Source organism: Marmoricola sp. Leaf446, from assembly GCF_001424755.1.
Lineage (GTDB): Bacteria > Actinomycetota > Actinomycetes > Propionibacteriales > Nocardioidaceae > Marmoricola.
Window position 1 is genome coordinate 567,447 of record NZ_LMRF01000006.1, and the last position, 21,090, is coordinate 588,536.

Sequence of the window (21,090 nt, forward strand, 5' to 3'; positions counted from 1 at the left end):
GCCTCCGGGGTGGAGCCGCCGGCGCTCCGGGCCGCGTCCGTCGGGCGGCTCCGACGGCTGAGCCGCTGTCCGTGCCCGAGGCGATGGACGCGGTGTTCCGGGGCGAGACGTGCCGCATGGTCCGCTCCGACGGCCGGGAGTCGACGGTCGACACCGGGCTGTGGACCGGTGCACCGTCCCGGTCCGACGGCCGGCTCTTCCTCGACCCGTGCGGCGGCTCGACCATCGACGTCGGGTGCGGGCCGGGGAGGCTGGCCGGCGCCCTCGCCGACCGCGGGATCGCGACGCTCGGGACGGACATCTCGTGGGCCGCGGTCGAGCAGACCCGGGCTCGCGGCGCGACGGCCGTGCACCGTGACGTGTTCGACCCGTTGCCTCGCACCGGCAGGTGGCGGCACGTGCTCCTCGCCGACGGCAACATCGGCATCGGCGGCAGCCCCGTGAGGCTGCTCCGCCGGGTCCGGCAGCTGCTCTACCCGACGGGCACGGCCATCGTCGAGCTGTCGCCGACCGACACCTCCCGCGTCCACGAGGACGTGCGGCTGCGCGTCGGCGACCGCGTGTCGCACGCGTTCGCCTGGGCCACCGTCGGGACGAGCGCCGTCCCCGGCCTCGCGGCGGCAGCCGGGCTGCGCGTCGTCTCGGTCGACGAGGTGGACGGGCGTACGACGGCCACGCTCGGCCTCGTGTGACGACGCTCCGGCGACCGTGCCGGGGCGTGTTGGGTACTCGGTCCGCATGGACGACGACAAGGCACGCACACTGCTCGCACGCGAGCGCGACGAGGTCGAGGGCCTGCTGCGCCAGCTCGGTCGCGACGAGGGCGAGGTCCGACCCGACGACGCGAACGACCCGGGTGACGCCGGAGACTCGGTCGACGCCGCGCAGCCCCTCGAGCAGGAGGAGCGCGACGACGCCGTCGAGGCCGGGCTGCGCGACAAGCTGGCCGCGATCGATCGCGCGGAGCAGCGCCTGGCCGACGGCACCTACGGCCGCTCGGTGCTCAGCGGCGACCCCATCCCCGACGCCCGGCTCGAGGTCCAGCCCACCGCGGAGCTGACCGTCGAGGAGGCCGAGGCGCAGTCGCGCTAGGGGCCCCTACAGGGTCGGACGACCGCCCGTCACCGGTGTTGGTGACGGCCCGCGCCCTCGTGCTACCGCACCTGGCCCCACACGTGGGGCCACCGGCCGCGGACGGCCTCGCGCTCGGGGACCGGCTGCAGCACGTTGCCCGACGTGGGCGGGGTGTCACGCCCGTCGAGGCCCATCCGCGCCATCAGCGGGGTGACGAGCGCGTCGAACACCCCCGGCAGCAGCCGGAAGCCCGCGACCATCACCGGGTTGCCGAAGCCGACGTCCTTGTCCCGCCGCGGGCGGTCGAGCGCGGCCACGCACGCCTCGGCGACCTTCTCCGGCGTCGTCACCGGCGGGGGCGGGTTGCCGTGGTGGCCGATCCAGGTCGCGGCGAGGTCGTAGATCGGGGTGTCGACACCACCTGGGGAGACCAGGGAGACCTCGACGCCGGGCAGGCTGCGCGCCTCGATCTGCAGCGCCCGGGCCAGACCGGCGACACCCCACTTGCTGGTGGCGTACGGCGACATCCACGGCGTGGACATCTTCCCCAGCACGGATCCCAGCAGCACCAGGGAGCCGGCGCGACGCTCCTCGAAGTGCCGGACCGCCGCCCGGGCGACGTTGGCCGAGCCGACCAGGTTGGTGCGCAGCACGCCCTCGAACACCTCGGGCGGCACGTCGTGGAAGCGCCCGTACGCCGCCACCCCGGCCGCGTGCACCACCCCGTCGAGACCGCCGTACGCCGTCACGGCCGACGCGAACGTGACCTCGACCGCCTCGTGGTCGCCGACGTCGGTGGGCAGCACCAGCGTCTCGGACGCGCCGCGGGCGGTGCACTCGCGGGCGACCTCCTCCAGCACCCCCTGCGACCGGGAGACCAGCACGAGCCGGGCACCCTCGACCGCCAGCCGGTGGGCGGTCGCACGGCCGATGCCGGACGACGCGCCGGTGACCAGGACTCGCCGTCCCCGGCCCGTCACGGCTTGAGCACCACCTTGATGCAGCCGTCCTGCTTCTTCTGGAAGATGTCGTAGCCGTGGGGTGCCTGCTCGAGCGGCAGGTGGTGGGTGGTGAGGTCGAGCGTGCCGAGCGGGTCGGCGTCGTCGAGGACGGCGGGCATGATCTCGTCGATCCAGCGCTTCACGTGGCATTGGCCGAACCGCATCGTGATTCCGCGGTCGAACATCTCCATCATCGGCATGGGGTCCACCTCGCCGCCGTACACGCCGCTCACGGAGACCGTGCCACCGCGGCGCACGCCCTTGATGGCGGCGTGCAGCGCACCCAACCGGTCGAGCGCCATCTTGTCGGCCATCGGCGCGGCCACCGCGTCGGGCAGCGCGCCGACGATGCCGTGGGCCAGCTTGCCGAACGGCGAGTCGTGCGCCTCCATGCCCACGGCCTCGACCACCCCGTCGGGACCGCGTCCGTCGACCAGCTCGATCAGGGCCGCGCCGACGTCGTCGATGTCGGAGTTGTCGAGCGTCTCGATGCCGTGGCGCTGGGCCATGGCGAGGCGCTCGGGCACCCGGTCGATGCCGATGACGCGGGAGGCCCCGAGGTGCTTGGCGATGCGGGTCGCGAACTGCCCGACCGGGCCGAGCCCGAACACCGCGACGGTGCTGCCCTCCTGCACGTCGGCCCACTTCACCGCCTGCCAGGCCGTCGGAATGATGTCGGAGAGGAACAGGAACCGCTCGTCGGGTTCGTCGGAGGGCACCGGGATGGGCCCGAACTGCGCCTGCGGCACCCGGAGGTACTCCGCCTGGCCGCCCGGCACCGCTCCGTAGAGGTCGGTGTAGCCGAACAGGGTCGCGCCCTTGCCGGTCTTCCGGTTCTGCGTCGTCTCGCACTGCGCCATCAGGCCGCGCGTGCACATCCAGCAGTGGCCGCAGGAGATGTTGAACGGCACCACCACCCGGTCGCCGGGCTTGACGTGGGTGACCTCGGGACCGACCTCCTCGACGATGCCCATGGGCTCGTGGCCGAGGACGTCGCCGGTGTGCAGGAACGGGCCGAGCACCTCCATCAGGTGGAGGTCGGAGCCGCAGATCGCCGAGGAGGTGACCTTGACGATCGCGTCGGTGGGCTGTTCGATCCGCGGGTCGGGGACGTCGTCCACCCGCAGGTCGCGCTTGCCGTGGAAGGTGAGAGCTCGCATGAGGGGCCTCCGTGTCGTGGGCCCCCTCCTGTTCCCGATGTCGCCCGAGGCACGCGGCCCTCGGGGTCGATCGCGTGGCGAGCACGACGCTGGGTACGTCGGGGGCGACCCGACCGCACGGCTCGAACGGAGACGTCCCATGGCCCCATCGCAGTCCAAGCACACCCCGCCCGCCGGCGTGCAGGAGGTCGGCCAGCGCGCCGTGAGGTGGATCGAGGACGGCAAGGCCGGGAAGAACTTCACGGACGTCGGCAAGCACCGCGCCCACCAGCTCGCGGACGGGGAGGACCTCAGCGACGAGGACGTGAAGAAGATGAAGGCCTACTTCGCCCGCCACTCGGTCGACAAGGACGCCGAGGGGTTCAAGCAGGGCGGCGACGGCTTCCCCTCCCCCGGCCGCGTCGCCTGGGACGCCTGGGGCGGCGACGAGGGCGAGCGCTGGGTGCGCGGCATCGACGTCTGACCCACGGCATCGACGTCGCGACGGGGCGTTGGCGGGCGGGTCAGTCCGACCTCGATGGCTTACGGTGTAAACGACCGCGGGACCATCCAGCGAAGGCGGCCGATGCGCCTCGCCCTCCGAGCCCAGGACCGTCCGTGCCGTCTCACCGTCACCCCACCCTCACCCGGTTGCGCGAGCGGCTGGCCCGCGGTCCGGAGCGACGCCCGTGGCGCCACTTCGTCGGGACGGTCGTCCCGGCCGACCTGGGCCTGCGGTCGGGGGTCTTCGCCCTCGGGCTCGCACTGGTCCTCGCCGGGTGTGCGCTGTGGATCTTCTCCGGGCTCCTGACGGTGCCCCTGGTGTTCGCCGGGCTGTGGGTGTGGTCGTGGGAGTTCGCCTGGGCCCGGCGGCTGCTCCACGGCTTCCGGTCCTGGGTGCGCTCGCGGGTGCGAGGCATCCGGGAGCGCCCGCGCCGGTGGGCGGCGATGACGGTGACGACGTTGGCCGTGACCGCCGGCTGTTACTGGGCCTTCCTGTCCTACGGCCCCACCTGAGGGCCGGGTCAGCGGTCCCGCTGCCAGACGTAGGCGTCCGCGTCGAGCCACGCCGAGCCGGTCCAGTAGCGGTGCAGCCGGGCGTCGACCGGATCGCGGTACCAGCCGACGGGCCAGTCCGCGCCAGGTCGGGTCGACGTCGCGGGCACGGGTCGCCGTACCGCCCTGGACGCGGAGCAAACCACCTGCGACCCAGATGGCGTCAGCCCGCCACCTGAGCGATCGAGCGGACCCACCTGCGGGCGGCGGGGTCTACGGTGGTCCCACCCGTGCCACGTCCTCCGAGGGATCGGCATCCACGCCATCCCCGAGCTCGCCGGAGGCCCCATGACACCGTCGCTGGAGCGGCTCAGTGCCGGACTCCGAGCAGCCGTCGAGGGCGCGGAGCCGGGGCTGGAGGCGGCCAACGAGCTGTGCTCGGCGTGCGTCGAGCTGCTCGGCATGGACGGCGCCGCGGTCTCGATGGTCCACGAGGGCGTCTCCCGCGGCACCTTCGGAGCGAGCGGCGACGACGGGCGGCGACTCGACGAGTACCAGTTCACCTTCGGCGAGGGCCCCTGCCTGGACGCCGTGTCCCACCGCAGGTCCGTCCTGGCCCCCGACCTGGACGCGCCGACGGAGACCCGGTGGCCGCTGTTCAGCGACGCCGCGCTCCACGACGGCGTGCGTGCCGTCTTCGCGCTGCCGATCATGATCACCTCCGCGTGCGTCGGTGCCCTCGACCTGTTCCGTGCCGAGCCCGGTGGTTGGCGCGGGGAGCAGGCCGCGGGCGCGGCCCTCGCCGCACGGCTGGCCTCCCAGCCGCTGCTCGACCTGCTCACGGCCGACCTCACGGGGGACGAGCAGTCCCGCCCGGACGAGTGGGCCACCGTCACGGCGGCCGACATGGACCGCGTGGAGGTCTACCAGGCCACGGGCATCCTCATCGCCCAGCTCGACGTGGACGCGGCCGAGGCCGCCGTGCGGCTGCGGGCCCACGCGATGGCCACGGGCCAGACCGCCAGCGAGGTCGGCATCGCGATCATCGAACGACGACTCTTCCTCGATCGCGACGGCGGTCGGGGCGACCCAGCTGGAGGTCCGGCATGACCGACCACCCCGACCGCACCGACCGCACCGACCGCACCGCTGGACGCGAGCGGGAGGTGGTCCGGGCGTTCGTGGCGCTGTCCCACGAGCTGGTGGACGACTACGACGTCCTCGACATGCTGGCCCAGCTGACCCGCAGCTGCGCCGACCTCCTCGACGTCAGCTCGGCGGGCCTGCTGCTGGCCGACGGCCAGGGGGTCCTGCACCTCGCCGCGACCTCGTCGGAGAGCACGCACCACCTCGAGGTGTTCCAGCTCCAGCGCGACGAGGGTCCCTGCCTGGACTGCTTCCGGACCGGGGAGACCGTCGTGGCCGAGGACCCCGCCGAGATGCGGCGTCACTGGCCCGAGTTCGCCCGGGCGGCGGAGCTCGTCGGGTTCGCGTCCGTGCACGCGCTCCCGATGCGGCTGCGGGACCACGCCCTCGGCACGGTGGGCCTGTTCGGGGAGCACCCGGGCCGCCTGGCCCAGGACGACCTCGACCTCGCCCAGGCGCTGGTGCACGTGGCCAGCGTGGCGGTCGTCAACGAGCGCTCCGCCCTGGACCGCGACGCGGTCAACGACCAGCTGCAGCACGCGCTGACGAGCCGCATCGTCCTCGAGCAGGCCAAGGGGGTGGTCGCCGCCGCCGGCGAGCTCGACATGGAGGACGCCTTCCACGCCCTGCGCCGCTACGCCCGCGACCACGGCCGCCGGCTGAGCGAGGTCGCCGCCGAGGTGGTCGCGCGCCGGCTGCGCGGCCCCGTGGTGCTCGCCCACGCCCGCGCGGTCGGCATCCTGCCCGGCTAGCGGCCGACCTGGACCGGTGTCGGCCGGCGGCGTACCGTGGCGGCGTCGCCCGAGACCCCGGCGCCGCCCGCCCACGGTGCCCGTCTCCAGGAGTTCCTGATGAACGACCGCCCCCTCGTGTCCACGCCCACCGACGTCCCGCCTGCCCATCGGGCGGTCGACGACGTCGAGGCGCTCGAGCGCGAGGTGACCCGCCTGCGCGAGGCCCTCGCCGACAGGTCCTCGGTGGAGCAGGCCAAGGGCATGCTGATGCTGGCCTACGGCTACGGACCGCAGCGCGCCGACCACCTGCTGCGGCGGTGGGCCTCCGACCTCGGCGTCAGCGAGCGGACGGTGGCCGAGAGCATGGTCGAGGCGATCGACACCTCCGTGGAGGACGAGGTCCCGAACGGCCCGCGGTTGACCGCCGTGCCGACGCAGCGCTTCCCGGGCGACTAGGTGGCGACCCGGCGGAGCCCCCCGGCGGAGGGCCCGGCCGTTTGACCCGGACGACGAGACTGGCGCCATGACCACCGTCTCGCGCACCTTCACCGTCACGCCCCCGCCCCCGGTGGTCCTGGACTACCTCCGGGACTTCTCGCACGCCGAGGAGTGGGACCCCGGCACCGTCTCCTGCACCCGCAACGACCAGGGCCCGGTGCGGGTCGGGAGCACGTGGCACAACGTCTCCAAGATCGCCGGCATCTCCACCGAGCTGACCTACGAGCTGGTGCGCTCCACGGACGACACCGTCGAGCTGGTCGGCACCAACGAGACCGCACGCTCCACCGACACCATCACGGTGGTCCCCCACGGCAGCGGCAGCCAGGTCACCTACCAGGCCGTCATCGAGATGTCGGGGGCCGCCAAGCTCGCCGCGCCGCTGGTCAAGCTCGTCTTCGAGAAGGTCGGCAACGACACCGAGGACGACATGGTGCGGGTGCTCGACGCCCTGACCTGAGACCCGGCGACCCGGAGGCGCGTCGTACGGCACAGTGTCGCCATGCGCACCACCACCGGCGTCGTGTTCCGGCCGCAGGCACCCCCGGAGCAGCTGCGGGAGGTCGTCGAGGCGGCAGACGCCGCCGAGGCGGTCGACGAGCTGTGGCTGTGGGAGGACTGCTTCCTCGAGGGCGGCCTGACCGCCGCCGCCGCGGCCCTGGCGTGGTCCTCGCGGGTGCGGGTCGGCATCGGGCTGCTGCCGGTGCCGCTCCGCAACCCGGCGCTGGTGGCGATGGAGGTCGCCACGCTGGCGCGGCTTTTCCCCGACCGGTTCGTGCTGGGGCTCGGCCACGGGGTGCTGGACTGGATGGAGCAGGTCGGCGTCCGCGCCCCCTCCCCCATGACGCTGCTGCGCGAGCACACCTCGGCCGTGGCCGCGCTGCTCGCCGGTGAGCGCGTCACCGTCTCCGGCACCTACGTGCAGCTCGACGCCGTCGCCCTCGACTGGCCGCCCGCGCGACCACCGCGCCTGCTGGTCGGGGCGCGCGGACCCCGGACGGTCGCGCTCGCCGGCGAGCTCACCGACGGGGTGCTGCTCGACGCCGTCGCCGGCCCGGACGAGGTGGCCCGGGCCCGGGCCACCGCCCAGGAGGCCCGGCGGCTCGCCGGCCGCGAGGGCGAGGTCCACGTCGCGACCTACACCGAGATCGGTGCCGCGGACGTCACCCCCGACGCCGTCGCCGCGCGGGTCTCCCTCCTCGCCGCCGCGGGCGCGGACACGGTCGTGCTGCAGTCCGACGGCGACGACCCCGACCCGCTGCGGCTGGTCTCGGCGCTGGCCGGCTGAGCCGATCTCCCGGCCGCCGGACCACCGGACTGGGCGACCTGGCGCGTGGGTACGACGACAGCACAGCCAACGTCATCGAGGGCAGGTGGACCTTCCAGGTCGTCGAGGAGTACGACGACACGTTCTTCTCGGTCTGGCGGACCCTGGAGCGCGAGACCCGCGAGGAGCTCGTCCAGGGCCGTCGGCACCTGCTGGAGTCGGAGATGAAGGAGTCGCACCGCACCCACGGGCAGAGGCACCACGAGTCGCGGCCGCCGGAGCGATGACCCCGGGACCGAGGTCGGCGAGACGGCATCACGACCAGCCACCGAGACCGACCGTGAACACCACCGCCGGACCTGCCCACGATGGAGGCATGAGTGACACGGACCACGACCTGGCCGCCCTGCCCGGCATCGGCACGCTCCCTGCGCAGACCCTGCGCCGGGTCAGCGAGCTGGGCCGCAGCCTCCGCATCCCCGCCGACTGGACGCCGATCCACCAGTCCGAGCCCGCCGACAAGGCCTACCTCGTGCTGAGCGGCCACCTCGACGTGGTGCGCGACGGCGAGCGCGTCGCCCGGCTCGGACCCGGGTCGCTCGCTGGCGAGATGGGGCTCGTCGACCATCGGTTGCGCAACGCCCGCCTCACCACGACCGACCCCGTACGCGTCCTCGCCTGGACCAAGGAGGACTTCGCCCGGCTGCGCCGCGACCTCCCCGACTTCGACGAGCACGTGCGGCACGTCGCGCAGGACCGCCACCACGACAACGCCTCCTAGCGGGGGCGCCCGGGCCCCGACGGGGACCCTGGCGGCGGTCTCGAAGTCAACCTGACTGATTGACTTTGCTGCGCGAGCCACGCCAGCATGTGGCCGTGGTGACCGATCAGCCTGGACCGAGCACCGTCGACGTCGTCAGCCTGCGCGAGGCGACGAAGGCGTGGTTCCTGATCTCGCTGCAGACCTTCGGCGGCCCCGCGGGCCAGATCGCCGTGATGCAGCGGACGCTGGTCGAGGAGAAGCGCTGGATCGGCCAGCAACGCTTCCTGTTCGCGCTGTCCTACTGCACGCTGCTCCCCGGCCCGGAGGCGCAGCAGCTCGCGACGTACGTCGGTTGGCTGCTCAACGGCGTCCGCGGCGCCCTGGTCGCCGGCATCCTCTTCGTGCTGCCGGGCGTCGTGGCGCTGCTCGTGCTCTCCGGGGTCTACGTCGCCTACGGCGACACCACCCTCGTCGAGGCTCTCTTCCTCGGCCTCGGCCCCGCGGTCATCGCCATCGTGCTCCAGGCCGTGATCCGCGTCGGGAGGAAGGGACTGACCCACCCGGTGTACGTCGCCCTCGCCGTGGCCTCGTTCGTCGCCCTGACCTTCTTCGCCGTGCCCTTCCCCGTCGTCGTGCTCTTGGCCGGCGTCGTGGGCTGGGTGGTCGGCCGGGCCCGGCCGGACCTGGCCGGCTCGTCCGGCAGGGTCGCCACCGACGACGGCCCCCCGCCGCTGGTCCCCGACGACGCCCTGCACGCCGAACGCCCCTCGGCCCGGCGCTCGGTGGTGGTGCTGGTCGTCGGGCTGGTGCTGTGGGCCGCGCCCGTCGTCGCGGCCGCGCTCGTCCTGGGGCGGAGCAGCACCCTGGTCGACCAGGGTGTCTTCTTCTCGGGGGCCGCGGTGGTCACCTTCGGCGGCGCCTACGCCGTCCTGGCGTACGTCGCCCAGCAGGCCGTCGACGTCTACGGCTGGCTCGCTCCCGGGGAGATGGTCCGCGGCCTCGCACTGGCCGAGACCACGCCCGGCCCGCTGATCATGGTCGTGCAGTTCGTCGCGTTCCTCGGGGCCTACCGCGACCCCGGCACCCTCGACCCGTGGGTCGCCGCCGTCCTGGCCGCCCTGCTGACCACCTGGGTGACGTTCGTTCCCTGCTTCCTGTTCATCCTCCTCGGGGCGCCGTACGTCGAACGCCTGCGCCACAACCGCACGCTCGCGTCCGCCCTGACCGGCATCACCGCCGCCGTGGTCGGCGTGATCGCCAACCTGGCGCTCTACTTCGCCCTGCACACGCTGTTCGAGGAGACCCGCCGCGTCACCACGGGTCCGCTCGTCCTGGAGCTCCCCGTGGTCGGCACCCTGCAGTGGGCTGCGCTCGCCGTCACGGTCCTCGGCTGCCTGCTGATCTTCCGGCGCGGCTGGTCGGTCCTGCGCACGCTCGGGGCCTGCACGCTGGTCGGCGCGGCGCTGCACCTCGCCACCGTCGCGACCTGACGCTCGAGGCTCGCCGACACCGCCCGCGCGGCTGAGACCACGCGGGTGTGGGACGCTCCCTGCCACGAAGCGACAGTCGAGCCCAGGAGTGGTGTGGCCCAGTCCGAGGGGAGTGCTCCCCGCCCGTCCGACGACCCGACGTCGCGACCCCGGGACCCTCGGATGTGGCCGTTGTACGCCGCGGGCTTCACCACCGCGTTCGGCGCCCACGCGGTCGCCGCCAGCCTGGGCACCTCCGACGACCTGGCCGGCTCGCTGCTGACGCTGGGCCTCCTGCTCGCGCTCTACGACGGCGCCGAGGTGCTGCTCAAGCCGGTCTTCGGGACCCTCGCGGACCGGGTCGGGGCCCGCCCCGTCCTGCTGGCCGGGCTGGTCGGCTTCGCCGCCGCGTCGGCGACCTTCGTGCTCGCCGACGACCCCGCCTGGCTCTGGGTCGCCCGGCTCGGGCAGGGCGCCGCGGCGTCGGCGTTCTCCCCGGCCGCCTCCTCGCTGGTGGCCCGCCTCAACCCGGCGGCGCGACGCGGCAGCGCTTTCGGCTCCTACGGCTCGTGGAAGAGCATCGGCTACACGCTCGGCCCGCTGCTCGGTGGGCTGCTGATCCTGGGCGGCGGGCTGCGGCTGCTCTTCGGCGTCACCGCCGCGCTCGGCCTCGTGGTCGCGGCGTGGGCGTGGCGCGCCGTACCGCCCGTGCCGCCGCTGCCGCGGCAGCGCCAGACCGTGGTCGACCTCGCGCGACGCCTCACCGACCGCGCCTTCCTCGCCCCGACCTCGGCGCTGGCCGGCGCCACCGCGGCACTCTCGGTCGGCGTCGGCTTCCTGCCGGTGACCGGCGCGGCCGCCGGTCTCGGGCCCGTGGTCACCGGCGCCGCGGTGTCGGTGCTCGCCGCCACCGCCGCGGTGGTGCAGCCCCGCGCCGGACGCGCGCTCGACGCGGGTCGCCTCACCACCCGGACCGGCCTCGTGGTCGGGCTGCTGGTCACCGCGGCCGGCCTGCTCGCGGCGCTGGTGCCCGGGCTCCCCGGCGTGCTGCTCGCCGCGGTGCTGATCGGCACCGGCACCGGCCTGATCACGCCGCTGGGGTTCGCGGCCCTCGCCGCCTCGACCCCGGAGTCCCGGCTCGGCCAGACCATGGGCACCGCCGAGCTGGGCCGCGAGCTCGGCGACGCCGGCGGCCCGCTGCTGGTGGCGGGCGTCGCGACGCTGGCCTCGCTCGACCTCGGGTACGCCGCGCTGGCGGTCGTGCTCTCCGTCGGCCCCCTCGTGCTGCTGGGCCGACGGGCCACCGGGCGCGCAGGCTGAGGCTCAGCGGTCGACGGTGGCCACGTTGGCCTCGTCGTGGCGCTCGCCCGACGCCGGCTCGAGCGCCTCGAGCCGGGCCACCTGGTCGACGGTGAGCTCGACGCCGTCCGCCGCCGTGTTCTCCTCGACGCGCGCGACCCGGCGAGTGCCGGGGATGGGGGCGACGTCCTCGCCCCGGGTCAGCAGCCAGGCCAGGGCGGTCTGCGCCGGCGTCGCCCCGATCTCGGCGCCGATCTCCCGGACCTCGTCGACGAGCCGCAGGTTGCGCTCGAAGTTCTCCCCCGTGAAGCGGGGGTTGGTCCGACGCCAGTCGTCCTCGGCGAAGTCCGCGACGGTTCGGACCTGCCCGGTCAGCAGCCCGTGCCCCAGGGGCGAGTACGGCACGAGGCCGATGCCCAGCTCCCGCAGCACCGGCAGGATCTCGGCCTCGACGTCGCGCGTCCAGAGCGAGTACTCGGTCTGCAGCGCGGTCACCGGGTGCACGGCGTGGGCGCGACGGATGGTGTCCGGACCGGCCTCGGAGAGGCCGAAGTGCAGCACCTTGCCCTCGCGCACCAGGTCGGCGACGGCGCCGGCGGTCTCCTCGATCGGAGTGCCGGGGTCGACGCGGTGCTGGTAGTACAGGTCGACGTGGTCGGTGCCGAGACGCCGCAGCGACCCCTCGACGGCCGCCCGGACGTTGGCCGCGCTGCTGTCCATGACCCCGGGGCCGCCGCCCGCGTGGGAGACCAGCCCGAACTTGGTGGCGATCGTGACCTGGTCCCGGCGACCGGCGACCGCGCGGCCGACCAGCTCCTCGCTGAGGTAGGGGCCGTAGATCTCCGCGGTGTCGAGGTGGGTGACCCCGAGGTCGAGGGCGCGGTGGATGGTGCGGACCGACTCGTCGTGGTCCAACGCCCCCTCGGAGGTGTAGGTGCCGGCCATGGTCATCGCGCCGAGGCCGATGCGGGAGACCTCGAGGTCCCCGAGGTGTGCGAGCTTCATCGTGTGCCGTCCTGTTCTGGTGGTGGTGCCACCACCACACCAGCCGGCGGGAAGGGGTGGGAGCCCCTGCGAGAGGGGTACTCACGTGGCCCCCCAGGCGTCCCCGTCTCCTCGTAGGCTCGGGCCATGACCAGCGACGGGGACCTGCGCCGCGACGTGCGCGCGCAGATCAGCGAGTTCCTCACCACCCGCCGCGCCCGCGTCACCCCCGAGATGGCCGGTCTGCCCGTCTACGGGGGCGACCGGCGCCGGGTGCCGGGGCTACGCCGCTCGGAGGTGGCGAGCCTCGCCGGCATCTCGCCGGAGTACATGACCAAGCTCGAGCGCGGCACCGCCACCGGCGTCTCCGAGGGCGTCCTCGACGGCCTCACCCACGCCCTGCAGCTCGACGAGGCCGAGCGACGCCACCTCGAGGACCTCCTGCGCACCGCTGGTACGACGCGCCGCCCGAACCGTCGACAGCCACGCCAGCGGGTGCGACCCACGATCGTGCGGCTGCTCGAGTCGATGCCTCTGTCACCCGCGTTCGTGATGGCCGGCAACGGCGACGTGCTGGCGGCCAACGTGCTGGGACGTGCGCTGTTCTCCCCGTTGTACGACGACCCGGGCCGGCCGGTGAACACCGCGCGGTTCGTCTTCCTGGACCCCCGGGCCGCCGACTACTACCGCGAGCACGACCGGGTGGCCGGCGACACCGTGGCCGTGCTGCGCGCCGAGGCCGGCCGCGACCCCTACGCCCGCGACCTGTCCGACCTCATCGGTCAGCTCTCGACCCGCAGCGAGGACTTCCGCCGCCGATGGGCCGCCCATGACGTGCAGCTGCACACCAGCGGCACCAAGCTGCTCCACCACCCCGTCGTGGGTGACCTCGACCTGTGGTTCGAGTCGCTCCCGCTGCCCGGCGACCCCGGCCAGAGCCTGCTGGTCTACTCGGCCGAGCCGGCGAGCAGCAGCGCCGACGCCCTCGCGCTGCTGGCCAGCTGGGCCAGCACCGCCGACGTCCCCGGCTGAGGCTCAGCCGGTCGGTGCGGCCCCGGCCGCGCCGAGGTCGAGCGGGACCGACGGGTCGACCTCGAGCCCGACCTGGCGCAGCACGCCGTCGAGCACCGACCAGATCCACGCCGCGAGGAGGTCGACCATCTCCGCCAGCTCCAGGCCACCGGGATCGGCCACCCAGCGCGCGGCGGCCGCGTCGACGAAGCCGACCAGCCCGAACGACAGCGGCTGGGTGACGCGGGCGTCGAGACCGACCGCCTCGACGTACTCGTCGAGCAGGCGGATGAGCAGGTGGGAGATCAGCCGCTTGACGTCGTTGACGACGTTGTCGCCGGCGGGCGTGGCCACGGAGTGGCGCACCAGGTAGAGGTAGAGCTGCTGGTTCTCGGTGAGCCAGCCGAGGTGGGTGGTGACCGCGGTGCGGATGGTGTCGCGCGGGCTGGCCGACACGTCCCAGACCGGGGCGAGCGCCTCGAGGATCATCGTCTCGGCGCGCTCGGCGATGGCGGCGTTGAGCGCGTGGGCGCCGCTGAAGTGGCGGTAGAGCCGGGTGCGGGCGACACCGGCCTCGGCCGCGATCTGCTCGGTCGAGACGTCCGCGCCGTGCTCCTTGATCGCCACCAGCGCGGCGTCGACGAACTCCGCGCGGCGCCGCTGCTGCTGGCCGCTCCACCGGGCGGCGCGGCCGTCGGTGACGCGGCCGTCGGCGGGATCCACGGGCGAGGGCGGCACAGCCGGAGGTTACCCGGCTCACACCCGACCGCCCTGTCCAGATACGGGTACGCGTTGTACCGTCTAGGTTGCAGTGACGTCGTGTACCACCTACCTCCGGGAGCCCGCATGACCACGCTCACCCCCTCGCTCACCCCCTCGCCCGCCACCTCGCACGCCGACGCCCGCGACGCCTCGCAGCGGCTGCTCGACTCCTCGGCGGCGCTGTCCTACGACCCCGCGACCGAGGTCGACTGGGACACCCCGCTCGACCCGGCCCACTACGGGCTGAACCCGGAGTGGAGCACGCTCTACGGCACGCGGCTGTGGGCGGAGATGAGCGAGGCGCAGCGGGTGACGCTGACCCGGCACGAGGTCGCCTCGATCATGAGCACCGGCATCTGGTTCGAGATGATCCTGCAGCAGATGGTGCTGCGCGACCAGTACTGCACCGACTACTCCCGCTCGGACTTCCAGTTCGCGCTGACCGAGATCGCCGACGAGTGCCGGCACTCGATCATGTTCGCCCGCGCCTGCAAGACGATGGGCATCCCGGCGTACTTCCCGACCAGGGCGAGCATCACCCTGGGCCGCGGCTTCAAGGCGCTCGCCAGCGCCGAGGTGGCGTACGGCGGGATCCTGGTGGCCGAGGAGGTCCTGGACGTCATGCAGCGCGACTGGATGCGCGGCGAGCAGGTGCTGCCGATCGTCCGCACGACCAGCAAGATCCACGTGGTCGAGGAGTCGCGGCACATGAAGTTCGCCCGCCAGGAGATGCGCGAGCGGATCGAGGGCGCGAGCCCGGCCCGCCGCAAGACCTCCGCCCTGGTGATCGCGGTCGCCGCGCACCTGATCGTGTCCAACATGGTCAACGACGGGGTGTACGCCGCGGCAGGGCTCGACCCGGCGCGCGCGCTCGCCGAGGCGAAGGCCAACGAGCACCACCACACCCTGATGCGCTCCAGCTGCGCCCACCTGATGGAGTTCCTCGACGAGCTGGGCCTGCTGACCAAGCCCGCGCTGCGGCTCTACCAGCGCGTCAGCATGGTCTGAGGCGGCCGTGCCGTACGCCATCACGCAGTCCTGCTGCAGCGACGCGTCCTGCGTCTCGGTGTGCCCGGTCAACTGCATCCACCCCACGCCGGACGAGCCCGACTTCGGCACCACGGAGATGCTCTACGTCGACCCCCGGGCCTGCATCGACTGCGGCGCCTGCGCCGACGCCTGCCCGGTCGACGCGATCTTCCCGACCGAGTCGCTGCTCGCCGGGCCCGACGCGGCGTACGTCGAGCTCAACCGGGCCCACTACGACGACACCGCCGCGCCCGAGGGTGACGACCGGGGCTGGGGCGCGCCGACCTTCCCGGTCTCGCTGAAGCCCCACGCGGCACGGCTGCGGGTGGCGGTGGTCGGCACCGGGCCCTCCGCGAGCTACACCGCCTCCGCCCTGCTCACCACCAGCGCCGAGGTGACGATGCTCGACCGGCTGCCCGTGCCGGGCGGGCTGGTGCGGTTCGGCGTCGCACCCGACCACGGCAGCACCCGCGCCATCGCCGACCGGTTCGCGACCGTGTTCGCCAACCCCCGGCTGCAGATGTGCCTCGGCGTCGAGGTCGGCCGCGACGTCACGCACGCCGAGCTGCTCGAGCACCACGACGCGGTGGTGTACGCCGTGGGCGCGTCCGCCGACCGGACGCTCGGCGTGCCCGGCGAGGACCTGCCCGGCAGCCTGCCCGCCCGGCGCTTCGTCGGGTGGTACAACGGCCAGCCCGAGGTGCCGGCCGACCTCGTCGACCTCGACCACGGCACCCCCGTCCGGGCCGTGGTGGTGGGCAACGGCAACGTCGCGCTCGACCTGGCCCGGCTGCTGCTCACCGAGCCCGAGGAGCTGGCCGCGACCCCGATCGCCCAGCACGCCCTGTCGGCGCTGCGCCGCAGCACCGTGCGCGAGGTCGTGCTGGTGGGTCGGCGCGGGCCGGACGACGCGGCGTACTCCCTGTCCGAGCTGCGGCCGCTGCTCGCCCGCGACGACCTCGACGTGGTCGTCGACGGCGACGACGCGACCCTCGCGGCGATCTCCGACGCGTCGCCCGGCTGCAAGGCGGCCGCACTGCAGGGGCTGCCCGTCGCCCGGCTGGACGCCGCCGCGCCCGCCGGCCACCGCCGCCGCCTCGTGCTGCGCTTCGGCACCGCGGTCGCGGGCGTGGCCGGACCCGACCACGTGACGTCGGTGCGGCTGACCGACGCCGAGGCGGTCGACCTGCCCACCGCGCTGCTGCTCCGGTCGGTGGGCTACCGCAGCGAGCCCGTCGCGGGGCTGCCGTTCGACACCGACACCCACACCGTCCCCCACGACGCCGGCCGGGTCGTCGACCCCGCCACCGGGGCGGCCGTCGACGCGGCGTACGTCGTGGGGTGGGTCAAGCGGGGGCCGCGCGGCGGCATCGGCTCCAACCGGGCCGACGCCTCGGAGACGGTCGCCTCGATCGTGGCGGACGCCAACGCCGGCCGGATCGGGGCGGGGCGGGGGTCGGCACGCTCGTTCCGACGGCTGCTGCGCTCCCGGGACTGACGCCCGACCGGTGGAGGTCCCGGGCCCGGACCCCCGGCGCCAGGTGGCGTCGGGGGTCCGGACGTCGGGGTCAGCCGTGGTGAAGACCCCAGCCGGACTCTAGGCCGGATCGGTCCGAAATGCCATGTTCGTCGCTTTTCCGGGTGCGGCGGGGCCGTCGGTCCGCGTGCCGACCTCGTGCGCCTCGACCAGCTCGCGGGCGATCACGACCACCTTGCGGTTCTGCTCGCTGGAGAGCCGGCGCAGCAGGTTGAAGGCCTGGTGCGCGGTGACGGCGTACTGCGCCATCAGCAGGCCGGTGGCCTGCCCCAGCACGGTCCGGTTGTGCACCGCGGTCGAGAGGCCCTCGATCTGCTCCGCGGCGACGATCGCCACCGCCGCGTGCGCGGCGTACGCCATCGCCTCGTCGAGGTCGTCGGCGCTGAACGCCGCAGGTCGCTGCGAGAACAGGTTGAGCGCACCGAGCCGGTCGTCGTGGGTGAACAGCCGGACGCACACCATGCTGCGCACGCCGAGGTCCGCCACGGCACGCGGGGCCCAGGCCGGCCAGCGGGGGTCGGTGGCGAGGTCGGTGGCCGAGACCATCTCCTGGTGCCAGGCCGCGTCGACGCACGGCCCCTCCCCCAGCTCCTGCTGCAGCCGGTCCGCGGCCACGGGCACCTCACCGGTGCACGCCGAGGTCCGGATCCGGCCCGCGGTCGTGGACAGCGAGATGCCAGCGGAGTCGCAGCCGTCGATCAGCTCGACCGCAGCCTGCACCACGTGCTGCAGCGTCGTCTCGGCGCTGCCCTCCGAGCGCAGGTCGCGGGCCAGGTCCGCCATCCGACCGCCGGTGGCGTCCTCGGTCTCCATCACCCGAACCTAGTCGAGCCAGCCCCTCCCGCACACCCGGCGGGGGCCACCCCCAGGTTCGCGATCCTCGGCAGCGGTTACCGACGGGTCCCACCGACGCGAGGAAGGAGCGACGTGGAGCCCATCCCGCAGACGGTCGCCCTGGCCCGCGAGCTCGCCCGGGTCGAGCCGGAGGTCGACGTGCTCGCCGACCTCCAGCGCACCGCCGACGAGGTGCAGGCCCTGGTCCCCGACTGCATCGGCCTCAGCGTCACCTGGACCGAGGAGGAGCTGGTCTTCACGCTGGTCGCCAGCGACGAGGAGCTGGCCGTGCTCGACGCCGTGCAGCACCTCACCGGGTGCCCCGAGCCGGGTGCGACGGGACGCGACGCGACCATCCCCTGCCCGCCCCCGCTGGACGAGCACGCGTGGCAGATACTTTCCCAGGCCAGCGCCGCCCGGGCCGTGCGCAGCTCGCTCACGGTGGCGCTGACCGCTGCCGACCGGGTGGTCGGCAGCGTCACCCTGTACGCCGCCTCGGACCACGCCTTCGAGGACCGCCACGACGCGATCGCCGCCGTCCTGGGGACCTCGGCCACCGACGTGGTGACCAACGCCGACCTCGCCTTCACCACCCGCCGGCTGGCGGAGGCCTCGCTGGCCGCGCTCCGCTCCCACGACGACGTCGACACCGCCGCTGGCCTGCTGGTCGGTCTGCTCCGGCTGGACGCCCCGACCGCCGTACGCCGGCTGCACGCGGCCGCCGACCACGCCGGCATCACCCCCGAGCAGCTCGCGCGCAGCCTGATCACGCTCTGGGGCTGACCCGCACCGGCCCCCGGCCGGTCGTGGCACGATGCCCCGATGACCTCCCCGCCGGCCCCGTCCACCGGCCCGTCGGGCGGCCCGTCGGGCGGCCCGTCGGGCGGCGGCGCGGGCAGGCGCGGCCGGCCGGGCTACGACCGCGAGACGGTGCTGCGGCGGGCGGTCGAGCTGTTCAACGAGCGCGGGTACGACGCCACGAGCACCGCCGACCTGGCCCGCGATCTCGGCGTCTCCAAGTCGGCGATCTTCCACCACGTCTCCAGCAAGGAGGAGCTGCTCGCCTCGGCGCTGGACGAGGCGCTGACCGCCCTCGACGCGGCGGTGGACGCCGCCGGCGGCGCGCACGACGGCACCACCGCGACCGACCGGCTCCGCGCGACGGTGGCCGAGTCGGTGCGCATCCTGGTCGCCCACCTGCCCTCGGTGACGCTGCTGCTGCGGGTGCGCGGCAACAGCCCGGTCGAGCAGGCGGCGCTGGAGCGGCGGCGCGTCATCGACGAGAAGCTCGCACGGCTGGTGCGCGACGCGTCCGAGGAGGGCACGCTGCGCACCGACCTCTCCCCCGAGCTGATCAGCCGCCTGGTCTTCGGCACCGTCAACTCCCTGGTCGAGTGGTACCGCCCTGGCGGGGCGCTCTCCCCCGACGACCTCGCCGCGCAGGTCACGGCCCTGGCCTTCGACGGCCTGGCCACCCGGGGCTAGCGGAGCACCACCACCGCGCCGTCGGCCACCTCCTCGGTCCGGAACCACGGCTCCGCGAGGAGGCGGTCGTCGAAGCGGACGGTGCGTCGCTCCCACGCGTCGGGGAAGGTGTCGACCGCGACCGAGAGGTGGAGGCCCCGCTCGTCGCGCCCGAGCACGAGCCCGTCGACCGGCTCCACGGCGTCGTCCCTCAGCAGCCGGTGGGCGCACGCCGGCGTGCCGCAGCGCGCCGCCGCCTCCAGCACCGCGAGCCGGTCCTCGAACCGGCCCTGCGGGTGGGAGTAGATGCTCTTCCAGGGCACGAACAGGTGCACCGGCACCGTGGCGGGCAGGTCCGACCGGGCCGACACCACGACGTCGTCGCTGCCGGGCGGTCGGCCCGTCAGCCGCTCCCAGGCGGCGACGACCTCGGCCACCGACGCCCCGGAGACGCCGGGCTCGACGCCCCAGGCGTGCCAGCGCGGGCTCGGCGGGACCGCGCCCCCGGCCGGGAGGGTGCCGTCGGGGTACCTCGTGTGCTGCGCCGCCGCCGCCGGTCGTTCCACGCCGCGGTGCACGGCCTGCACCGTCGCGAGCACGGCCAGGACCGCGACCATGCCCGCCGCGGCCGCCACCGATGCCACGACCGCCACGGCGGCCGGACCGGTGCGGGCGTGCCGCCGCGCCAGCAGCGCCCGGGCGAGCTCGGCCACCCCCAGCACCCCGGCCGACGCCAGCAGCGCCTCGACGAGCTCGTCGCTCTTCTCCGGCAGCACGGCCACGCCGGGCTGCAGCAGCTGCCCCCCGACCATGAAGCCGTACGCCGCGACGAGCGCCACCAGCAGCCCGCCGGCCACCCCGGGCGTCCCGGGCGTCCCGGCCGGGTGGTGGGTGGACGCGCGCGACCGGGCCAGCGCCCAGAGCAGCCAGAGCACCCCCACCGCCTCCAGCACGCCCCGCGGGTCGGTCGGCCACGGCAGCGGCGGGCGGTCGAAGCCGGGCGGGCTCCACCGCAGCTGCAGCGAGTCCGAGGCAGCGCCCCGCAGCCGCAGCCAGGCCGGTCCGGCCCACGACGGCGCGGCCACCACGACCGCCACCAGCCCGGTCACCAGCCCGGGCCCGATCCTCGGGTGCACCCGGCGCCGGAGCGCGAGGTCGAGGGCCGCGCCCAGCGCGGTCGCCAGCGCGAGGGGGGCGAAGAAGTAGGTGTGCAGGAGCAGCAGCCCGCCCAGCACCAGCCCGTGTCCCACGGCGCCGACCCGGGCCCGTCCGGGCACGCCGACGCCGCGGCACACCTCCAGCCACCAGGGCACGACGAGCGTGAGGACCAGCCACTCGTCGGGCTTGAGCGGCAGCACCGTCGCGACCGCGACCACGGCGGCCACCCACACCGCCCGGCGACCGGGCACGACCCGCCGCCAGAGCAGCCAGGACAGCAGCGGCACGAGCAGGCACACCAGCAGCTGGGTCGGCTTCATCACCGTCCAGCCGGGCACGCCCAGCAGGTCCGCGGCCCGTCCCTGCAACCAGGGCAGCAGCGGCGGGTAGTAGGCCGGCAGCCCGCGGTAGGCATAGTCGGCCAGCGCGGCGGTGTCGGCGAAGCGCGTCACCGCCTCGGTGCGGAACCCCGCGTCGGAGTACAGGCCGTCCACGCCCCACCGGGTGCCGTGCAGGAGCGCGGTGCCGCTGCCGGCCAGCAGGACCGAGGCGCCGGCCAGCACGAGCGGCTCCGACGCCGGGGGCCGCCCACCGGAAGCCGGCCGGCGGACCCGCGCCCGTGCCACCGCGGCCGCCACCACCGCCGTCAGCGCCAGGCCCAGGGCGACGCTGACCACGACCCGCGTCCCCGTCGGCTGCGGGTCGGCGTCGCCCCGGCCGGGGGCCAGCAGGTCGCCCACCTCGAGCACGGCCCACACCGCCACCCACCCGAGCACCGCCAGTGCGGTGGCCACCGCGACCACGCGGCGGGCACCACGGGGGTCGGGCTCGGCCGACGGGACGGGGGAGGTCACCGGGCGCCGTACCCCGACCGCGACCGGGGAATCACCCGGGGTGACCCGGAGCCGAACGGGTACCGCCCGCC

General features: G+C 74.6%; 24 protein-coding genes. 17 read left to right on the top strand and 7 right to left on the bottom strand.

Annotation, left to right across the window (positions count from 1 at the left end; translation table 11 throughout):
• Positions 1 to 71 precede the first annotated feature (71 nt).
• Positions 72 to 692, top strand: coding sequence for a bifunctional 2-polyprenyl-6-hydroxyphenol methylase/3-demethylubiquinol 3-O-methyltransferase UbiG (locus ASG49_RS17355; RefSeq protein ID WP_235562153.1), 621 nt, complete (start codon positions 72 to 74; stop codon positions 690 to 692).
• A 46-nt stretch (positions 693 to 738) separates the two neighbouring features.
• Positions 739 to 1,092: a hypothetical protein gene (locus tag ASG49_RS17360; RefSeq protein ID WP_056544452.1), complete on the top strand. Its 354-nt coding sequence runs from the start codon at positions 739 to 741 to the stop codon at positions 1,090 to 1,092.
• Positions 1,093 to 1,154: 62 nt separating this feature from the next.
• Here ASG49_RS17360 and ASG49_RS17365 read toward each other — a convergent pair whose 3' ends face one another.
• Both ASG49_RS17365 and ASG49_RS19435 read right to left on the bottom strand, forming a co-directional pair.
• Complete coding sequence (locus tag ASG49_RS17365) at positions 1,155 to 2,054, bottom strand: SDR family oxidoreductase (protein ID WP_056544455.1); 900 nt, start codon at positions 2,052 to 2,054, stop codon at positions 1,155 to 1,157.
• Positions 2,051 to 3,235: a zinc-dependent alcohol dehydrogenase gene (locus ASG49_RS19435; protein ID WP_056544457.1), complete on the bottom strand. Its 1,185-nt coding sequence runs from the start codon at positions 3,233 to 3,235 to the stop codon at positions 2,051 to 2,053. Before ASG49_RS19435 ends, ASG49_RS17365 begins: the two co-directional genes overlap by 4 nt.
• 139 nt (positions 3,236 to 3,374) lie before the next feature.
• Between ASG49_RS19435 and ASG49_RS17375 the strand changes: the two genes are divergently transcribed.
• Positions 3,375 to 3,698, top strand: a complete 324-nt coding sequence (locus ASG49_RS17375; RefSeq protein ID WP_056544461.1) for a hypothetical protein — start codon at positions 3,375 to 3,377, stop codon at positions 3,696 to 3,698.
• 134 nt (positions 3,699 to 3,832) lie between these two features.
• Positions 3,833 to 4,231 carry a hypothetical protein gene (locus ASG49_RS19170; protein WP_200936369.1) on the top strand — a complete coding sequence of 133 codons (399 nt, stop codon included), beginning with the start codon at positions 3,833 to 3,835 and terminating at the stop codon, positions 4,229 to 4,231.
• Between the two features lie 8 nt (positions 4,232 to 4,239).
• Here ASG49_RS19170 and ASG49_RS18795 read toward each other — a convergent pair whose 3' ends face one another.
• Positions 4,240 to 4,380 (bottom strand): DUF2510 domain-containing protein, encoded by a 141-nt coding sequence (locus ASG49_RS18795; protein WP_156384406.1) that lies wholly within the window; start codon positions 4,378 to 4,380, stop codon positions 4,240 to 4,242.
• A gap of 178 nt (positions 4,381 to 4,558) precedes the next feature.
• On the opposite strand from ASG49_RS18795, the gene ASG49_RS17385 reads away from it, so the two are divergent.
• The 8 genes from ASG49_RS17385 to ASG49_RS17420 all read left to right on the top strand — a co-directional run bounded on the left by ASG49_RS17385 (position 4,559) and on the right by ASG49_RS17420 (position 11,407).
• Positions 4,559 to 5,320 (top strand): GAF and ANTAR domain-containing protein, encoded by a 762-nt coding sequence (locus tag ASG49_RS17385; RefSeq protein ID WP_082534236.1) that lies wholly within the window; start codon positions 4,559 to 4,561, stop codon positions 5,318 to 5,320.
• The gene (locus ASG49_RS17390) at positions 5,317 to 6,108 is read left to right on the top strand and encodes a GAF and ANTAR domain-containing protein (protein WP_056544467.1); all 792 of its coding nucleotides are present in this window, start codon (positions 5,317 to 5,319) and stop codon (positions 6,106 to 6,108) included. Before ASG49_RS17385 ends, ASG49_RS17390 begins: the two co-directional genes overlap by 4 nt.
• Before the next feature lie 99 nt (positions 6,109 to 6,207).
• Positions 6,208 to 6,546 carry an ANTAR domain-containing protein gene (locus ASG49_RS17395; RefSeq protein WP_156384407.1) on the top strand — a complete coding sequence of 113 codons (339 nt, stop codon included), beginning with the start codon at positions 6,208 to 6,210 and terminating at the stop codon, positions 6,544 to 6,546.
• A gap of 67 nt (positions 6,547 to 6,613) precedes the next feature.
• Positions 6,614 to 7,048, top strand: a complete 435-nt coding sequence (locus ASG49_RS17400; RefSeq protein ID WP_056544471.1) for an SRPBCC family protein — start codon at positions 6,614 to 6,616, stop codon at positions 7,046 to 7,048.
• A gap of 42 nt (positions 7,049 to 7,090) precedes the next feature.
• Positions 7,091 to 7,876 carry an LLM class flavin-dependent oxidoreductase gene (locus tag ASG49_RS17405; protein ID WP_056544474.1) on the top strand — a complete coding sequence of 262 codons (786 nt, stop codon included), beginning with the start codon at positions 7,091 to 7,093 and terminating at the stop codon, positions 7,874 to 7,876.
• Positions 7,877 to 8,231: 355 nt separating this feature from the next.
• On the top strand, positions 8,232 to 8,636 hold the full coding sequence (locus ASG49_RS17410; RefSeq protein WP_056544477.1) for a cyclic nucleotide-binding domain-containing protein: 405 nt from the start codon (positions 8,232 to 8,234) through the stop codon (positions 8,634 to 8,636).
• Between the two features lie 95 nt (positions 8,637 to 8,731).
• The gene (chrA, locus tag ASG49_RS17415) at positions 8,732 to 10,108 is read left to right on the top strand and encodes a chromate efflux transporter (protein WP_056545043.1); all 1,377 of its coding nucleotides are present in this window, start codon (positions 8,732 to 8,734) and stop codon (positions 10,106 to 10,108) included.
• Positions 10,109 to 10,270: 162 nt separating this feature from the next.
• Entirely contained in the window at positions 10,271 to 11,407 is a 1,137-nt protein-coding gene (locus ASG49_RS17420; protein ID WP_056544480.1) for an MFS transporter, read from the top strand.
• A 3-nt stretch (positions 11,408 to 11,410) separates the two neighbouring features.
• Here the strand turns inward: ASG49_RS17420 and ASG49_RS17425 are convergent, their stop codons facing one another.
• A complete protein-coding gene (locus ASG49_RS17425; RefSeq protein WP_056544483.1) occupies positions 11,411 to 12,391 on the bottom strand; it encodes an aldo/keto reductase in 981 nt (326 codons plus the stop codon).
• A gap of 126 nt (positions 12,392 to 12,517) precedes the next feature.
• On the opposite strand from ASG49_RS17425, the gene ASG49_RS17430 reads away from it, so the two are divergent.
• A complete protein-coding gene (locus tag ASG49_RS17430) occupies positions 12,518 to 13,402 on the top strand; it encodes a helix-turn-helix transcriptional regulator (protein ID WP_056544486.1) in 885 nt (294 codons plus the stop codon).
• A 3-nt stretch (positions 13,403 to 13,405) separates the two neighbouring features.
• Here the strand turns inward: ASG49_RS17430 and ASG49_RS17435 are convergent, their stop codons facing one another.
• A complete protein-coding gene (locus ASG49_RS17435) occupies positions 13,406 to 14,119 on the bottom strand; it encodes a TetR/AcrR family transcriptional regulator (protein ID WP_200936370.1) in 714 nt (237 codons plus the stop codon).
• 108 nt (positions 14,120 to 14,227) lie between these two features.
• Here ASG49_RS17435 and ASG49_RS17440 point away from each other — a divergent pair, with 108 nt between their 5' ends.
• Positions 14,228 to 15,151, top strand: a complete 924-nt coding sequence (locus ASG49_RS17440) for a diiron oxygenase (protein ID WP_056544488.1) — start codon at positions 14,228 to 14,230, stop codon at positions 15,149 to 15,151.
• A gap of 7 nt (positions 15,152 to 15,158) precedes the next feature.
• Positions 15,159 to 16,670, top strand: a complete 1,512-nt coding sequence (locus tag ASG49_RS17445; protein ID WP_056544490.1) for a 4Fe-4S binding protein — start codon at positions 15,159 to 15,161, stop codon at positions 16,668 to 16,670.
• A 99-nt stretch (positions 16,671 to 16,769) separates the two neighbouring features.
• Here the strand turns inward: ASG49_RS17445 and ASG49_RS17450 are convergent, their stop codons facing one another.
• Positions 16,770 to 17,522, bottom strand: a complete 753-nt coding sequence (locus tag ASG49_RS17450) for a GAF and ANTAR domain-containing protein (RefSeq protein ID WP_056544493.1) — start codon at positions 17,520 to 17,522, stop codon at positions 16,770 to 16,772.
• A 114-nt stretch (positions 17,523 to 17,636) separates the two neighbouring features.
• Between ASG49_RS17450 and ASG49_RS18985 the strand changes: the two genes are divergently transcribed.
• Positions 17,637 to 18,326, top strand: coding sequence for an ANTAR domain-containing protein (locus tag ASG49_RS18985; protein WP_056544496.1), 690 nt, complete (start codon positions 17,637 to 17,639; stop codon positions 18,324 to 18,326).
• 39 nt (positions 18,327 to 18,365) lie between these two features.
• The gene (locus ASG49_RS17460) at positions 18,366 to 19,028 is read left to right on the top strand and encodes a TetR/AcrR family transcriptional regulator (protein WP_056544499.1); all 663 of its coding nucleotides are present in this window, start codon (positions 18,366 to 18,368) and stop codon (positions 19,026 to 19,028) included.
• Here ASG49_RS17460 and ASG49_RS17465 read toward each other — a convergent pair.
• On the bottom strand, positions 19,025 to 21,019 hold the full coding sequence (locus tag ASG49_RS17465; protein WP_056544502.1) for an arabinofuranosyltransferase: 1,995 nt from the start codon (positions 21,017 to 21,019) through the stop codon (positions 19,025 to 19,027). The genes ASG49_RS17460 and ASG49_RS17465 overlap by 4 nt on opposite strands.
• Positions 21,020 to 21,090 lie beyond the last annotated feature (71 nt).

Bases quoted from the DNA above. Each gene is read 5' to 3' on its own strand.
- ASG49_RS17360 (WP_056544452.1), top strand. From the start codon at position 739: ATGGACGACGACAAGGCACGCACACTGCTCGCACGCGAGCGCGACGAG.
- ASG49_RS19435 (WP_056544457.1), bottom strand. From the start codon at position 3,235: ATGCGAGCTCTCACCTTCCACGGCAAGCGCGACCTGCGGGTGGACGAC.
- ASG49_RS17375 (WP_056544461.1), top strand. From the start codon at position 3,375: ATGGCCCCATCGCAGTCCAAGCACACCCCGCCCGCCGGCGTGCAGGAG.
- ASG49_RS17385 (WP_082534236.1), top strand. From the start codon at position 4,559: ATGACACCGTCGCTGGAGCGGCTCAGTGCCGGACTCCGAGCAGCCGTC.
- ASG49_RS17390 (WP_056544467.1), top strand. From the start codon at position 5,317: ATGACCGACCACCCCGACCGCACCGACCGCACCGACCGCACCGCTGGA.
- ASG49_RS17395 (WP_156384407.1), top strand. From the start codon at position 6,208: ATGAACGACCGCCCCCTCGTGTCCACGCCCACCGACGTCCCGCCTGCC.
- ASG49_RS17400 (WP_056544471.1), top strand. From the start codon at position 6,614: ATGACCACCGTCTCGCGCACCTTCACCGTCACGCCCCCGCCCCCGGTG.
- ASG49_RS17405 (WP_056544474.1), top strand. From the start codon at position 7,091: ATGCGCACCACCACCGGCGTCGTGTTCCGGCCGCAGGCACCCCCGGAG.
- ASG49_RS17410 (WP_056544477.1), top strand. From the start codon at position 8,232: ATGAGTGACACGGACCACGACCTGGCCGCCCTGCCCGGCATCGGCACG.
- ASG49_RS17420 (WP_056544480.1), top strand. From the start codon at position 10,271: ATGTGGCCGTTGTACGCCGCGGGCTTCACCACCGCGTTCGGCGCCCAC.
- ASG49_RS17425 (WP_056544483.1), bottom strand. From the start codon at position 12,391: ATGAAGCTCGCACACCTCGGGGACCTCGAGGTCTCCCGCATCGGCCTC.
- ASG49_RS17430 (WP_056544486.1), top strand. From the start codon at position 12,518: ATGACCAGCGACGGGGACCTGCGCCGCGACGTGCGCGCGCAGATCAGC.
- ASG49_RS17440 (WP_056544488.1), top strand. From the start codon at position 14,228: ATGACCACGCTCACCCCCTCGCTCACCCCCTCGCCCGCCACCTCGCAC.
- ASG49_RS17450 (WP_056544493.1), bottom strand. From the start codon at position 17,522: ATGGAGACCGAGGACGCCACCGGCGGTCGGATGGCGGACCTGGCCCGC.
- ASG49_RS17460 (WP_056544499.1), top strand. From the start codon at position 18,366: ATGACCTCCCCGCCGGCCCCGTCCACCGGCCCGTCGGGCGGCCCGTCG.